This is a genomic window from Klebsiella sp. CN_Kp097 (assembly GCF_040064495.1).
GTDB lineage: Bacteria > Pseudomonadota > Gammaproteobacteria > Enterobacterales > Enterobacteriaceae > Klebsiella > Klebsiella aerogenes.
The window spans coordinates 1-15,228 of sequence record NZ_JBEAIL010000020.1; the positions used below are offsets into that span (position 1 = coordinate 1).

Annotated in this window: 14 protein-coding genes; 7 read left to right on the forward strand and 7 right to left on the reverse strand. The window is 54.3% G+C overall.

The window, feature by feature from the left end; all coding sequences use genetic code 11:
* Positions 1-149: 149 nt before the first annotated feature.
* Together ABLV07_RS17115 and ABLV07_RS17120 are read right to left on the reverse strand one after the other, a co-directional pair.
* Positions 150-1,955 (reverse strand): sodium:proton antiporter, encoded by a 1,806-nt coding sequence (locus ABLV07_RS17115; RefSeq protein WP_348853634.1) that lies wholly within the window; start codon positions 1,953-1,955, stop codon positions 150-152.
* A gap of 249 nt (positions 1,956-2,204) precedes the next feature.
* Entirely contained in the window at positions 2,205-3,131 is a 927-nt protein-coding gene (locus tag ABLV07_RS17120) for a LysR family transcriptional regulator (protein ID WP_020078207.1), read from the reverse strand.
* A gap of 89 nt (positions 3,132-3,220) precedes the next feature.
* Between ABLV07_RS17120 and ABLV07_RS17125 the strand changes: the two genes are divergently transcribed.
* On the forward strand, positions 3,221-4,219 hold the full coding sequence (locus ABLV07_RS17125) for a bile acid:sodium symporter family protein (RefSeq protein ID WP_013878163.1): 999 nt from the start codon (positions 3,221-3,223) through the stop codon (positions 4,217-4,219).
* On the opposite strand, the gene ABLV07_RS17130 is transcribed toward ABLV07_RS17125, so the two are convergent.
* The 3 genes from ABLV07_RS17130 to zipA form a co-directional block, all read right to left on the reverse strand.
* Positions 4,216-4,434, reverse strand: a complete 219-nt coding sequence (locus ABLV07_RS17130; protein WP_013878164.1) for a DUF3820 family protein — start codon at positions 4,432-4,434, stop codon at positions 4,216-4,218. The two genes, ABLV07_RS17125 and ABLV07_RS17130, sit on opposite strands and share 4 nt — an antisense overlap.
* 1 nt (position 4,435) lies before the next feature.
* A complete protein-coding gene (gene ligA, locus ABLV07_RS17135; protein WP_013878165.1) occupies positions 4,436-6,451 on the reverse strand; it encodes an NAD-dependent DNA ligase LigA in 2,016 nt (671 codons plus the stop codon).
* Positions 6,452-6,525: 74 nt separating this feature from the next.
* Entirely contained in the window at positions 6,526-7,608 is a 1,083-nt protein-coding gene (gene zipA, locus ABLV07_RS17140) for a cell division protein ZipA (protein ID WP_046883442.1), read from the reverse strand.
* 230 nt (positions 7,609-7,838) lie between these two features.
* Here zipA and cysZ point away from each other — a divergent pair, with 230 nt between their 5' ends.
* The 5 genes from cysZ to crr all read left to right on the forward strand — a co-directional run bounded on the left by cysZ (position 7,839) and on the right by crr (position 12,710).
* Complete coding sequence (gene cysZ / locus ABLV07_RS17145; RefSeq protein WP_013878167.1) at positions 7,839-8,600, forward strand: sulfate transporter CysZ; 762 nt, start codon at positions 7,839-7,841, stop codon at positions 8,598-8,600.
* A 177-nt stretch (positions 8,601-8,777) separates the two neighbouring features.
* Positions 8,778-9,749: a cysteine synthase A gene (gene cysK / locus ABLV07_RS17150; protein WP_013878168.1), complete on the forward strand. Its 972-nt coding sequence runs from the start codon at positions 8,778-8,780 to the stop codon at positions 9,747-9,749.
* Between the two features lie 379 nt (positions 9,750-10,128).
* A complete protein-coding gene (gene ptsH, locus ABLV07_RS17155) occupies positions 10,129-10,386 on the forward strand; it encodes a phosphocarrier protein Hpr (protein ID WP_000487600.1) in 258 nt (85 codons plus the stop codon).
* Between the two features lie 44 nt (positions 10,387-10,430).
* Positions 10,431-12,158 carry a phosphoenolpyruvate-protein phosphotransferase PtsI gene (gene ptsI / locus ABLV07_RS17160; protein WP_015365498.1) on the forward strand — a complete coding sequence of 576 codons (1,728 nt, stop codon included), beginning with the start codon at positions 10,431-10,433 and terminating at the stop codon, positions 12,156-12,158.
* 42 nt (positions 12,159-12,200) lie between these two features.
* A complete protein-coding gene (gene crr, locus ABLV07_RS17165; RefSeq protein ID WP_015365497.1) occupies positions 12,201-12,710 on the forward strand; it encodes a PTS glucose transporter subunit IIA in 510 nt (169 codons plus the stop codon).
* A gap of 42 nt (positions 12,711-12,752) precedes the next feature.
* Here crr and ABLV07_RS17170 read toward each other — a convergent pair whose 3' ends face one another.
* The gene (locus ABLV07_RS17170; protein WP_020078204.1) at positions 12,753-12,980 is read right to left on the reverse strand and encodes a hypothetical protein; all 228 of its coding nucleotides are present in this window, start codon (positions 12,978-12,980) and stop codon (positions 12,753-12,755) included.
* A gap of 2 nt (positions 12,981-12,982) precedes the next feature.
* Positions 12,983-13,846: a pyridoxine/pyridoxal/pyridoxamine kinase gene (gene pdxK, locus ABLV07_RS17175; protein ID WP_020078203.1), complete on the reverse strand. Its 864-nt coding sequence runs from the start codon at positions 13,844-13,846 to the stop codon at positions 12,983-12,985.
* A gap of 82 nt (positions 13,847-13,928) precedes the next feature.
* Here pdxK and ptsJ point away from each other — a divergent pair, with 82 nt between their 5' ends.
* Complete coding sequence (gene ptsJ / locus ABLV07_RS17180) at positions 13,929-15,224, forward strand: transcriptional regulator PtsJ (RefSeq protein ID WP_348853631.1); 1,296 nt, start codon at positions 13,929-13,931, stop codon at positions 15,222-15,224.
* The last annotated feature ends 4 nt before the right edge of the window (positions 15,225-15,228 follow it).

Sequence of the window (15,228 nt, forward strand, 5' to 3'; positions counted from 1 at the left end):
GCAGTTGACTTTTAATCAATTGGTCGCAGGTTCGAATCCTGCACGACCCACCAATGTAAAAAGGCGCCCTAAAGGCGCCTTTTTGCTATGCGCAGAACGCCAGATAGCGGAACGGCCTGCAACGACAGCCAACAATGAAGAACAGGCTATCAATACGCTTCTGACGGAATTTTTTCACTTTCCACTCCAGGTTCGATAATCGCCACGACGGTACAGGGTGGCGGCGGCATGATTCCATTATTAATCGCTATCAGATTGCCATCCTCTCTTTGCGCAAACAGCGGTGTTGCACCGGGGTTGGTGCTGAGATACTCCGGCCAGCCAAAATTGTTATTCAGGCGAGTGACTTTCATGACTGCGCCTTTCGCTATCAGGCTACTAAGCCGTGCCCAGGTCATATCAGTATCGAAAAGCTGTTCGTGACGCGTTTCTTTCTCACTACGTCCTTTAGTCACAGGCCCCGTACGGATTGAGAAGACGCGATTATTACCAAATATATGCTGAAAATGCAGGGTGGTCAGCGCATTCTGGTGACGATTTGGCGACAAGGCGATCACCTGACGAATCTCACTCAGATTCAGGTAGTTTTCCGCATGTTCAGACCAGACATTGCCATAATATGTTGGTAACCCTTCCATTCTTGCCAGCCGGTAGTATTCCCAGCTGTTATCGCTCAGCTGAACCGGAATATCGAGTTTTCTGAGCGCCTGGGCCAGGATTCTGGCGACCGTATTCGCCCCGACAATCAGCACTCCTCGAGGCCTACGTTGCTGCACGCCAAGCCAGCGCGCCAATTGACTGCTGGTAAGGCTTTGCAAAACTACCGTACCTATAATGATTGCGAAAACGACGGTTACCAGCTGATCCGCGTTCTCATAGCCTTTTTTTTGCAGCGTCAAAGCAAACAGGGAACTGACAGCGGCAGCAACGATTCCGCGCGGGGCGATCCAACATAACATCAGCCTGTCACGCCAATGCAAGCTGGAACGCCATGTCGAAACAAGAATGCATAGTGGACGGGCCACAAACTGGACGATAAGCATCAATATCAGCAGCGGCCAGCCCATCGCCCAGAGTGCATGGATATCAAGACGGGCCGCCAGGATGATAAATAGCGCTGAAAGTAAGATGGCGGATAGCTCTTCTTTAAATTCAACGATATCCGAGGTCTCAACCTCTCGCATATTAGCCAGCCAGATCCCCAGGACCGTTACCGCAAGCAGACCAGATTCATCCGCCAGCGTATTGGACACGCCAAACGTCAATAGAACGAAGGATAAAACAGCGAAGTTTTGCAGATAACCCGGGATCCAACCACGCCTGAGCGCATTCCCTAAGAAAACGCCAAACACCGCCCCGCTCACCAGCCCTATAACGACCGTTTTTGTAAGCATGATCAGCAAATGAAGCCATGTGCCCGTTTGCTCCTGCAAAGTAATAAACTCAAATACTAATAGGGTAAAAATCGCTCCCACCGGATCAATGACGATCCCTTCCCAGCGCAGTACCTGATTAATAGAGGCTGTTGGGCGAACCACTCGCATGAGTGGAGAAATCACTGTCGGCCCTGTAACCACCGTGACCGCCCCGATCAGCGCTGAAATCTGCGGCGTGAGGCCTAAAATTCCCCAGCAGGTTAGTGAGATAACGGCGAAGGTAATCAACATTCCAACTGTGACTAAATTGCGCACAATACCACCCAAGCCGCGAATCTCATCAAAGCGTAGCGTTAGGGCCCCTTCAAACAGAATGATGGCCACCGACAGCGATACCAGTGGGAAAAGTAGAGGACCAAATAATATATCCGGTTGCAATAAATGCACCCCGGGGCCAAGTAGTACGCCGATGAGCAACAGCGGCAGGATAGAAGGTATACGTAATCGCCACGCCAACCACTGAGCAAGCAGCGAAGCAATGGAAATAATAACGAGCATAAAAGGGACTGATAATTCCATTTTTTACCATTCTCAAATAGCGTGTGGAAAATTCAACAGCTCGGCCGCCCGACAATGACACGCTCCGCTCTATTCTCTGTATAGTGTAAACAAGTTGATCGAACGTAGTGTATTTAAACAATGATTCAAATTGGGGCTGTTGATTTCTGAACCGACTAAAGCAGGGTTTTCATCAGGCATGAGAAAAGGAAATATCTACGATTGTGCAGTATAAAAAGTAGCGTTCCCCACCAGCATTAAGAATGACGCTTAGCGCTGATAAAGCGGGTCCTCGATCCTGGCTGATGTCAGGTTTGCCCCCTCTTCACGCACGATCTCCCATAGCGCCTGCGCCGCGGTCGACAGCGAGCGATTTTTACGCTGCGCCAGCATCAATTGGCGCTCCACAACCGGAGTTAATCTTTTTACCTGCAAACGGCTGCCCTGCGGCAAGGGTAAAGCCAGCGCCGGCAGTACGCTAATGCCAATCCCCGATTCCACCATCGGGAACAGCGTCGCCGGATGACCAATTTCCTGCACAATATCGGCTTTGATGGCAAAACGCGCCAGCGCGGCATCAATCAGCGGCCGGCTGCCGGAAGCATAGTCCTGCAATACCAGCCTCTCCCCTTGCAACTCCTGCCAGTTGACCGATAACTGCCGGGAAAAACGGTGATCCTCACGACATAACAACAGAAAAGGTTCCGCCAACACGGACTCGCACTGCAAGTCTGCCGCCGTCCCCGGATCGATAACGATACCAAAATCAACCTCGCCCTGACGGATACTTTCCAGCACCCACTGCTGCGGCCTGTCATGCAGTACGAAATCAATATCCGGATAGCGGCGATTGCTATGAGCGATGCATTGCGGGATCAGATGCGCCGAGATGGTCTGGCTGGCGGCGACGCGCACGGTCCCCGTCAACTGCTGCCCTACCCGCCCCGCTTCACGCAGGGTCACATGGAGTTCATCAAGCAAACGCTCAAGCTTGCCCGCCAACTGATGGCCTGCTTCGGTGAGCACCACTTCACGCGTCGTTCTGTCGAGCAAACGTACGCCGGTCTGGTGCTCCAGCTCCTTAACGCTATGGCTCACTGCCGACTGGCTAAGACCAATAATTTCCCCGGCACGGCTAAAACTGCGCGCCCTGGCGACGGTGACAAAGACCTTTAACTGACGTAACGAGTAATTCATCTGTTTTATTCATGAATAGATGCAATAAATCAATTTTATTTCTCAAAACAAAGAAAGCACAATAGCGGCATCGAATTTCAGGAGCGTTTATGAAACTTTTCCGCATTCTTGATCCATTTACACTGACATTGATTACCGTGGTTCTGCTGGCCTCGTTCTTTCCGGCGCGCGGCGAATTCGTCCCTTTCGTCGAGCATCTCACCACCGCCGCCATCGCGCTGTTATTCTTTATGCACGGCGCCAAGCTGTCGCGTGAAGCAATTATCGCCGGTGGCAGCCACTGGCGTTTACACCTGTGGGTGATGTGCAGCACCTTTATTGTTTTTCCGGTTCTGGGGGTTCTGTTTGCGTGGTGGGCGCCGATTAAGGTCGACCCGATGCTCTATAGCGGTTTTATTTACCTTTGCATATTGCCGGCGACCGTACAGTCAGCAATTGCCTTTACTTCGCTCGCCGGCGGTAACGTCGCCGCGGCGGTCTGTTCCGCTTCAGCATCAAGTCTGCTCGGTATTTTTGTCTCGCCATTGCTGGTAGGGCTGCTAATGCATTTGCATGGCGCTGGCGGCGATCTGGAACAGGTTGGTAAGATTATGCTGCAACTGCTGCTGCCGTTTGTTCTTGGACACTTGTCGCGCCCGTGGATCGGTAGCTGGGTGGCGAAACATAAAAAATGGATTGGCAAAACCGATCAGACCTCGATCTTGCTGGTGGTCTACTCCGCCTTCAGCGAAGCCGTCGTCAATGGAATCTGGCACAAAGTGGGCGTGGGATCGCTGCTGTTTATCGTCGTTGTCAGCCTGGTGCTGTTGGCTATTGTCATCGCGATCAACGTTTTTGTCGCCCGCCGCTGCGGCTTTAGCAAGCCGGATGAAATTACCATCGTCTTCTGCGGCTCGAAAAAGAGCCTGGCGAACGGGATACCGATGGCGAATATCCTGTTCCCGGCATCGATTCTGGGGATAATGGTGCTGCCGCTAATGATCTTCCATCAGATCCAACTGATGGTCTGCGCTGTACTGGCTCGTCGCTATAAAGCGCAAACAGACGCCCAACAGGCGCAGGAGAAATCCCGCGCTACGGCAGGTTAACGCGGTTGTTTAAGGGGCTGCACCAGTTGCGTCAGCCCCTCGGTCTTGATTAATAAGGTCAACGCCATCAGCTCGCCGAGATGCCCAGCAGGGAATTGATCCTTACGGGCAAACCACAGCAAATACTCTTCCGGGACGTCGATCAAACGGCGCCCCTTATATTTGCCAAATGGCATCTCGGTATTAGCAATCTCGATGAGCTGCGCTTTATCCACGTTATTCTCCCAGCAGGCGCATCATTTCGGCTTCGTCGATAACCTCAATGCCTAACTCCTGCGCCTTCGCAAGCTTAGAGCCCGCCGCTTCGCCGGCAATCACCAGATCGGTTTTCTTCGACACGCTGCCGGCGACTTTCGCCCCCAGCGCGACCAGCCGCGCTTTGGCATCATCGCGCGACAGCTGGCTCAGGCTACCGGTTAATACCACGGTTTTACCAGCAAACGGACTGTCAATTTCTTCCGCCTTCACCACCACCGGCGCCGGCCAGCGAACGCCTTCAGCGCGCAGTTGCGCGATGACCTCGCGATTGCTCTCTTCGGCGAAGAAGTTAAAAGTATGCGTGGCGACGACAATCCCGACGTCAGGAACCTTCTGCAGCTCCTCAATCGAAGCCTGTTCCAGCGCTTCAATAGTGCCAAAATGCGCCGCCAGTCCCGCGGCGGTCGCCTCACCGACTTCGCGAATACCTAACGCATACAGGAAGCGGGCGAAAGTCGTCTCTTTCGCTTTCTCCAGCGCGTTGACCACATTTTGCGCCGATTTCGGTCCCATGCGATCCAGCCCGGTAAGCTTACCGGCGCTGAGGCGGAACAGATCGGCTGGCGTATGGACGTACTCTTTCTCAACCAGCTGATCGATGATTTTATCGCCCATACCGTCGACATCCAGCGCCCGTCGGGAGACAAAGTGCTTCAGCGCTTCTTTACGCTGTGCGCCGCAGATAAGCCCGCCGGTACAGCGCGCCACGGCTTCCCCTTCCACCCGTTCAACATCGGAATGACATACCGGGCAATGTGTGGGGAAGATGATTTCACGCGTATGTTCCGGGCGTTCAGAAAGCACCACGTTGACGACCTGCGGGATCACGTCCCCCGCGCGGCGAATCACCACTTTGTCGCCAATACGCAGACCTAAACGTTCGATTTCGTCGGCGTTATGCAGGGTGGCGTTACTGACCAGCACCCCGGCCACGTGCACCGGTTCAAGGCGCGCTACCGGCGTAATCGCTCCGGTACGGCCAACCTGGAATTCCACATCGTTGACAAAAGTCATCTGCTCCTGGGCCGGGAATTTAAAGGCCACCGCCCAGCGCGGAGCGCGGGCGACGAAACCAAGCTGCTCCTGCAGCGCCAGCGAATCGACTTTAATCACCACGCCGTCAATATCAAAACCAAGTTTCGGACGGTCTTCTTCAACCTGGCGATAGTAAGTAAGCACTTCCTCTGGAGAATGACACAGCTTCACGCGGTCGCTCACCGGTAGCCCCCACTGCTTAAACTGCTGCAAACGCGCGGAGTGGCTGGCCGGCAGTTCGCCGCCTTCCAGCACGCCAACGCCGTAGCAGAAGAAAGTAAGCGGTCGCTTCGCGGTAATACGCGGATCCAACTGGCGCAACGAACCCGCGGCGGCATTGCGCGGGTTAGCAAATACTTTGCCGCCGGTGCGGCGCGCTTCTTCATTGATTTTTTCAAATCCGGCCTGAGGCAGGAATACTTCTCCGCGCACTTCCAGCCGCGCCGGGATATTGTCGCCGCGTAGCTTCAGCGGAATAGCGCGAATGGTTCGCACGTTGGAGGTAATATCCTCGCCGGTGGTGCCATCGCCACGGGTCGCCGCCTGCATCAGCACGCCGTTTTCATAGAGGATACTGACCGCCAGGCCATCGAGCTTGAGCTCGCAGCACCAGGTCAGATCCGCCGTATCGCTTAAACGGTCCTGCACGCGTTTGTTAAAGGCGAGGAAACTCTCTTCATCAAAGACGTTATCCAGCGACAGCATGGGCACTTCATGGCGAATCTGGCTGAAAGAGGCCAATGGCGCCGCGCCAACGCGTTGGGTCGGCGAGTCTGGGGTAATCAGCTCAGGATGTTGCGCTTCGAGTTCGCGCAGTTCGCGCATCAGCCGGTCATATTCCGCATCGGGAATCTCCGGGGTGTCCATAACATGATACAGATATTCATGATGGCGAAGGGTGGTTCGCAGTTCAGTCAGTTTTTGTTCGATTGGTTCCATATCGCACCATCAATGATAAAAAACCCCCGACGGGCGGGGGTTCAGATTAAGCAGACGACACGCTAGCGCGTAGATCAGGCGTTAGCCTCTTTTACTTCGCGAATACGATCCTGGTACTCACGCAGTTTCTGCGGCGTCATCATCCGACGCTGGTCGTCAAGCACCACGCCGCCAACTTCATCGGCGATGTACTGCGCCGATTGCAGCATCAGTTTAAAGTTTTGCAGCTCGTCGCCAAACGACGGCACCTGCATAAAGATAGTCACGCCTGGCGTGGTCATATCCACCATCGCATCCGGATTGAAGGTGCCAGGTTTAACCATGTTCGCCAGGCTGAACAATACCTGTCCGCTACCGTCCGGGCTTAAATGACGATGGAAAATATTCATATCGCCAAACTTAAAGCCGGCCTGCTGGATGCTGTTGATCAGCAGTTCGCCATTAAGCTGCGAACCGTGATGCGCGGCGACGTTCATCACGATGACCGTCTCTTTGCGCTCTTTCGGCTGCGGCGCGGCGGCCGGCTGCTGAGGTTCAGCGGCTGGCGCTTCAGGGGCCGGTTGCGGCTGCGGCGCGGCAGGCTGTTGAACCGGCGCAGGTTGTTGAGCAACAGGTTGTGGGACTGGTGCCGACTGTTGAGCTACAGGCTGCTGCGGAGCTGGCTGCACCGGCTGCTGATATTGCGGCGGTACCGGCTGCGGCTGATGGACCGGCTGCGCTGGATGTACCGGCTGAGCAGGGGCAACATGATGCGGCGGCTGGGCCTGCGGCTGCGGAGCAACAGGCTGCTGCGGGCGCGACACGTGCGGCGGCGCCTGATGAACCGGCTCGTCCTGACGCACAGGCTGCTGCACCTGACGCTCATAAGGAGGCTGATACTGGTGTTGCGGCGCCTGACGAGGTGCTTCTTGCTCCCCATATGCGCCGTTCGGGGCGTGATTAACCCGGTGAACGCGAACTTCACCTACGCCTTCAACATCGTCATCAAAGTCATCGCCTTCCGATGTTTCATCGTCGCGAGACTTCATACGTTTCAGTGGGCGATCGCGGAACATCGAGGAACGCTCTTTACGGCTGGTCCAGAAACCATGTACCAGTAAAGCGATTATGGCGATCGCGCCAACAATGATTAATATCAGACGCAAATCCTGCATCATTATATTCTCTGTTGTTCTAACACCTTGCCACCACGGCAAACATTTACTCACTAAGAGTATTTGCCGATTACATCAAGTGCAAGTGCGTCTGCCCCTTTCACCCCATAAAGATGAACTAAATCGTGCTTTTTGCTGTTTTTTCGAACATTTCCTAACTGGTTATTGTCTGACAACCCGATAAAATAAGCGGGCATTCACACTGAATGTTAAAAAAGGAGCATCGCCTGACTATGGTTTCATCATCCGCAACTACCCCACGTAGCGGCGTCTACTATTTTTCACAAGGCTGGAAACTCATCAGGCTGCCAGGGATCCGACGTTTCGTGTTCCTGCCTTTATTAGTTAACGTGATTCTGATGGGCGGCGCGTTCTGGTGGCTGTTTACCCGCCTCGATAGCTGGATCCCTTCATTAATGAGCCATGTGCCTGAATGGCTTCAGTGGTTAAACTACCTGCTGTGGCCGGTGGCGGTTATCTCTATTTTGTTGGTATTTGGTTACTTCTTTTCGACCATCGCCAACTGGATTGCCGCGCCGTTTAGCGGCCTGCTGGCGGAACAGCTCGAAGCGCGACTGACCGGCGCGACGCCGCCCGACGTTGGCATATTCGGCATCATGAAAGATGTCCCGCGCATCATGAAACGCGAATGGCAAAAGTTTGCCTGGTACCTGCCGCGCGCCATCGTTCTGTTACTGCTGTACTTTATCCCCGGCATTGGCCAAACCGTCGCGCCGGTACTGTGGTTCTTGTTTAGCGCCTGGATGCTGGCCATTCAGTATTGCGACTATCCGTTCGATAACCATAAAGTGCCGTTTAAAACCATGCGCGAGGCGCTGCGTTCGCGGAAGGTCATCAACATGCAGTTTGGCGCGCTGACCAGCCTGTTCACCATGATCCCGGTTCTCAACCTGGTTATTCTGCCAGTCGCTATCTGCGGCGCGACGGCGATGTGGGTGGATTGCTATCGCGATAAGCACGCGATGTGGAAATAGTGCGCTTAGCTCTCTCTTTCGGGGCGGTTCACGCCGCCCCTTATTTCCGTCTTATTCCTTCTTGCTCATCATTATTTCCCTTCAGCATATAGATATGCTAAATCCTTACTTCCGGATATTGTTTAAGCGGGTATGCTGAAGCCGTACCCCCAAATTTCATACAGTTAAGGACGGGCCATGAGTAAGATTTTTGAAGACAACTCCCTGACAATCGGTCATACGCCGCTGGTACGACTGAACCGCATCGGTAATGGCCGAATCCTGGCCAAGGTAGAATCTCGTAACCCGAGCTTTAGCGTTAAATGCCGTATCGGCGCCAATATGATTTGGGATGCTGAAAAGCGCGGCGTACTGAAACCGGGTGTGGAACTGGTTGAACCAACCAGCGGCAACACCGGTATCGCCCTCGCCTACGTCGCCGCCGCTCGCGGCTACAAACTGACGCTGACCATGCCGGAAACCATGAGCGTGGAACGCCGCAAGCTGCTGAAAGCGCTGGGCGCTAATCTGGTGCTGACCGAAGGCGCGAAAGGCATGAAAGGCGCCATCCAGAAGGCGGAAGAGATTGTCGCCAGCGACCCGGAAAAATATCTGCTGCTGCAGCAGTTCAGTAACCCGGCTAACCCGGAAATTCACGAAAAGACCACCGGCCCGGAAATCTGGGAAGACACCGATGGCCAGGTTGACGTCTTTATCTCCGGCGTCGGTACCGGCGGTACCCTGACCGGTGTTTCTCGTTATATTAAAGGCACTAAAGGTAAAAAAGATCTGATTACCGTCGCCGTTGAGCCGACCGACTCGCCTGTTATCGCCCAGGCGCTGGCTGGTGAAGAGCTGAAACCTGGCCCGCACAAAATTCAGGGCATCGGCGCCGGCTTTATCCCGGGCAACCTCGACCTGAAACTGGTCGATAAAGTGGTCGCCATCACCAACGAAGAAGCCATCTCCACCGCTCGTCGCCTGATGGAAGAAGAAGGTATTCTGGCCGGTATCTCTTCCGGCGCTGCTGTTGCCGCGGCGTTAAAGCTGCAGGAAGATGAAGCCTTTACCAATAAGAATATTGTGGTTATCCTACCGTCTTCTGGTGAGCGTTATTTAAGCACGGCGCTGTTCGCAGATCTCTTCACCGAGAAAGAATTGCAACAGTAGTGCCAGTTTGTAAAAACCGTGTAAAAAAGCACCTTTTCGGGTGCTTTTTTGTGGCATACGTCAAAGTTTTACCCCTCCTGGCATTGATTCACCTCGTAGGGTCTGGTATTTAACCAGCACATTTATTTTGAAGCGCGAAATTATTCAGATTTGGATTTCCGCAGGCTGAATCGATTTTATGATTTGGTTCAAGTCTTCCTTTCGCGGCATAATGTTTAATGAAGTGCTAGACGTCAACGGACTTAAGGTCCTCTCAGCGGTTCCGCTGCTGACGCCTTAGCCACACACGTAACGCCGGCGCTAACAATACAGGCTAAAGTTTGGTCGTTAGGCTAGACTTTAGGTCCACAACACTAAACCTATAAGTTGGGGAAATATAATGTTCCAGCAAGAAGTTACCATTACCGCTCCGAACGGTCTGCACACCCGCCCTGCTGCTCAGTTTGTTAAAGAAGCGAAAGGCTTCACTTCTGAGATCACTGTAACCTCCAACGGCAAAAGCGCCAGCGCAAAAAGCCTGTTCAAACTGCAAACTCTGGGCCTGACTCAGGGTACCGTTGTGACCATCTCCGCTGAAGGCGAAGATGAGCAAAAAGCAGTTGAGCATCTGGTTAAACTGATGGCTGAACTCGAGTAAGTTCACGGGTTCTTTTTAATATCAGTCACAAGTAAGGTAGGGTTATGATTTCAGGCATTTTAGCATCCCCGGGTATCGCTTTCGGCAAGGCTCTCCTGCTGAAAGAAGATGAAATTGTCATCGACCGGAAGAAAATTTCTGCCGATAAGGTTGATCAGGAAGTTGAACGTTTCCTGAACGGCCGCACCAAGGCCTCCGCCCAGCTGGAGGTCATCAAAACCAAAGCTGGTGAAACTTTCGGTGAAGAAAAAGAAGCCATCTTCGAAGGGCATATTATGCTGCTGGAAGATGAGGAGCTTGAGCAGGAAATCATAGCCCTGATTAAAGATAAGCACATGACTGCCGATGCGGCAGCCAATGAAGTTATCGAAGGTCAGGCAACTGCACTGGAAGAGCTGGATGACGAATACCTGAAAGAGCGTGCCGCTGACGTACGCGATATCGGTAAACGTCTGCTGCGCAACATTCTGGGCCTGGCAATCATCGATCTGAGCGCTATCGCGGATGAAGTCATCCTCGTTGCCGCCGATCTGACCCCGTCAGAAACCGCACAGCTGAACCTGAATAAGGTGCTGGGTTTCATCACCGACGCGGGCGGCCGTACTTCCCACACCTCTATCATGGCGCGCTCCCTTGAGCTGCCGGCAATTGTCGGTACCGGAAGCGTCACCTCCCAGGTGAAAAACGGCGACTATCTGATTCTCGATGCGGTTAACAACCAGGTTCTGGTTAACCCGAGCAACGAAAAAATTGAAGAGCTGCGTGCGCTGCAGGCGCAGGTTGCTGAAGAAAAAGCGGAACTGGCGAAACTGAAAGATCTGCCGGCCATCACCCTCGACGGTCATCAGGTTGAAGTTTGCGCTAACATCGGTACCGTTCGCGACGTAGACGGCGCTGAGCGCAACGGCGCGGAAGGCGTGGGCCTGTACCGTACCGAATTCCTGTTCATGGACCGCGATTCTCTGCCGACTGAAGAAGAACAGTTCGCAGCCTATAAAGCGGTGGCTGAAGCGTGCGGCTCACAGGCCGTTATCGTTCGCACCATGGACATCGGCGGCGATAAAGAGCTGCCGTACATGAACTTCCCGAAAGAAGAGAACCCGTTCCTCGGCTGGCGTGCCGTGCGTATCGCGATGGATCGTAAAGAGATCCTCCGCGACCAGGTTCGCGCTATCCTGCGTGCCTCCGCTTTCGGTAAGCTGCGCATCATGTTCCCGATGATCATCTCTGTTGAAGAAGTGCGCGCACTGAAGAAAGAGATTGAGATCTACAAACAGGAACTGCGTGACGAAGGTAAAGCTTTTGACGAATCAATTGAGATCGGCGTGATGGTGGAAACCCCGGCAGCCGCGACTATTGCTCGTCATTTAGCCAAAGAAGTTGATTTCTTTAGTATCGGAACCAATGATTTAACGCAATATACTCTGGCAGTTGACCGTGGTAATGATATGATCTCGCATCTTTACCAGCCGATGTCACCGTCTGTGCTGACTCTGATCAAGCAAGTTATTGATGCTTCTCATGCAGAAGGCAAATGGACTGGTATGTGTGGTGAGCTTGCGGGCGATGAACGTGCTACACTTCTGTTGCTGGGTATGGGGCTGGACGAATTCTCTATGAGCGCCATTTCCATCCCGCGCATCAAGAAGATTATTCGTAACACGAACTTCGAAGATGCGAAAGTATTAGCAGAGCAGGCTCTTGCTCAACCGACAACGGACGAGTTAATGACGCTGGTTAACAAGTTCATTGAAGAAAAAACAATCTGCTAATCCACGAGATGCGCGGCCCAAATTACTGCTTAGGAGAAGATCATGGGTTTGTTCGATAAACTGAAATCTCTGGTTTCTGATGACAAAAAAGACACCGGAACTATTGAGATTGTTGCTCCGCTCTCTGGCGAGATCGTCAACATCGAAGACGTGCCGGATGTGGTTTTTGCGGAGAAAATTGTGGGTGATGGCATTGCCATCAAACCTACTGGCAACAAAATGGTTGCGCCGGTAGAGGGTACCATCGGTAAAATTTTTGAAACCAACCATGCTTTCTCTATTGAATCCGATAGCGGCATTGAGCTGTTTGTTCACTTCGGTATCGATACCGTTGAACTGAAAGGCGAAGGCTTCAAGCGCATCGCTGAAGAAGGTCAGCGCGTGAAAGTCGGCGACCCGGTTATCGAATTCGATCTGCCGCTGCTGGAAGAAAAAGCCAAGTCTACCCTGACTCCGGTTGTTATCTCCAACATGGATGAGATAAAAGAGCTGATCAAACTGTCCGGTAGCGTCACCGTTGGTGAAACTCCGGTTATCCGCATCAAGAAGTAATTCTTGCTTGCCGAGAAAATGGCGCCTGAAGGCGCCATTTTTTTATGCTGGGCGGTAGCACTTTTCACTCGCCAGGATTTTCATCCCCTGCGAGCTACTTTCCAGAATCCGCCGTTCGCTATCCGCGACCCATAGCTCGCACTGGTAGCCAGGATCGCTTTCAAACAACGACCTCGCCCTACAGGCATCTTCCAGCGCGTTCATTCCCGTTGTCTCGAAATGGCCGACGGTTCTTCCCTCCCTGCGTACCACTAACCGATAGTTATGCATCGTTATTGCGCTCCAGACGGCGGTAAAATGAGTTCATCGCAGCCCTGACTCTCGGTCCAGGTCATTACCGCCAGCACGCGCTGAGCGGCGGCGCGCGTAGCGTCGCCCAACGGCATGTCGCGCACCAGGTTGCTGATGAGCTCGGCGCAGAACAGGTCGCCGGTGCCTTTGAGGTCGGTTTCGACGCGAGGATGGACGACCACTTCGACCGCGTCGTCGGTGACCACCAGCACGTTAATAGTCGAAGCATCCGGTCCAGGCGCGCTGGTAATCACCACCCACTTTAGCGTATCGGAAAGCAGACTTCGCGCGGCGACCACCGCTTCCTGCTGGTTGTGGCACGGCATGCCGCTGAGGGTTTCGAGCTCGAACAGATTTGGCGTGATACCCCGCGCCAGCGGCAATAGATGGCGGCGATAAGCCTCGGGGATCTCCGCTTTTACGTAAATGCCGCTATCCACGTCGCCAATCACCGGGTCAACCAGAATACAGAGGTCGGGATGGTGCACGCGGATCCGCTGCAGCCACTGCGCCAGCAGCGCAATTTGCCCGGCGCTGCCCATATAGCCGGTGGTTACCGCCCGCAGCTCGCGAAGCGCATCACGCTCCTCCAGCGCCCGCAGATAGCCGCTAAACCACTCTTCCGGGATCACTCCACCGTAGAAAGTATCGTAATGTGGGGTATTGCTGAATAACACCGTCGGCACCGCCATCACGCGTAATTCATGCTGCTTGATTGCCGGTACCGCGATACTGTTGCCGACGCTGCCGTATACCACCTGCGATTGCACCGCCACAATATCAACCTCCAGTGCCCGGCTGTGGTCGTTAAAGAGCACGGACTGTATTTCGTCTTGCTGACTCATCCTTTCTCCCCCCGCTGGACAGCGGGTCATACTCTGATTATCATTCGTCCTATGCTAAAATTCATTTTGTCATAGGTCAATAATGTTCACCGGAAAAACCGCAAGCGAGATTTTCGATAACATCCGTCATCTGGTGCAGAGCGGCGCGTTGCAACCCGGCGAGGCGCTGCCGCCAGTGCGCGAACTGGCAGGCGAACTGGCAGTCAACCGCAATACGGTGGCGGCGGCCTACAAGCGGCTGGTGACTTCAGGGCTCGCCGTCAGCCAGGGGCGCAACGGCACGGCCATTAAGGCGCGCAATACGCTTAATGCGGTCGAGGGTGGCGATCCAACGACATCGCTGATTGATATTTCCGGCGGCAATCCGGATCCACGATGTCTGCCGGATATTGGCCGTTTTCTTCCGCAGCTGGCGCAGACCCCGCACTTATACGGCGATGCCGCCGTTGAGCCACGGCTGGCTGACTGGACCCGGGAGTGGGTCAGCCGCGATATCGGCCAGGAATTTGACATCAACTTGACCAGCGGCGCGATTGACGCTCTGGAACGCCTGCTCTGCGCGCTGCTGCTCCCCGGCGACAGCGTCGCGGTAGAAGACCCCTGCTTTCTGAGCAGCATCAATATGCTGCGTTACGCCGGTTTCCAGCCCAGCCCTGTCGCCGTCGACGGTGAAGGCATGGACCCGGAGCGGCTTGAAGAAGCACTGCGCAACGGCGCCCGCGCGGTAATACTGACTCCACGCGCCCACAACCCGACCGGCTGCAGTTTGACGCCGGAGCGCGCACAAGCGATTCGCACCGTGCTCGCCCGCTATCCGCAGACGCTGGCGATCGTTGACGATCACTTCGCCCTGCTCTCAGCGACATGCTGGCACAATCCGCTACCTGACGGCATTCAGCGTTGGGCGCTGGTGCGCTCAATGTCCAAAACCCTCGGCCCGGATTTGCGGCTGGCGATAGTCGCCAGCGACCCGACAACCTCGGCGGCGCTGCGCCTGCGCCTGAACGCCGGTAGCCAGTGGGTCAGCCATTTACTACAAGAGCTGGCGTTCGCCTGCCTGAATGATAGCGCTTTTGCCGCTTCTCTGACTGCGAGCCAGCGCCATTATCAGCAGCAAAATCAGCGGCTCGCCGCCGCGTTGGCCCGCCACGGCGCTGGCGATTATCCGCCTGGCGATGGTCTTAACTTCTGGCTGCCGCTATCAGCCGCCAGCCAGCCGCTGGCGTTGCGTCTGGCGCGGGCCGGTTGGCTGGTGCGTGAAGGTGAAGCCTTTGGCGTGAAAACACCGGCGCACGGCCTGCGCCTGTCGCTGGGCGCCTTAACCGAGGCGCAAATTGAACAACTTGCACACGATTTATCGCTGGTCTTACCTTGTTAAACAC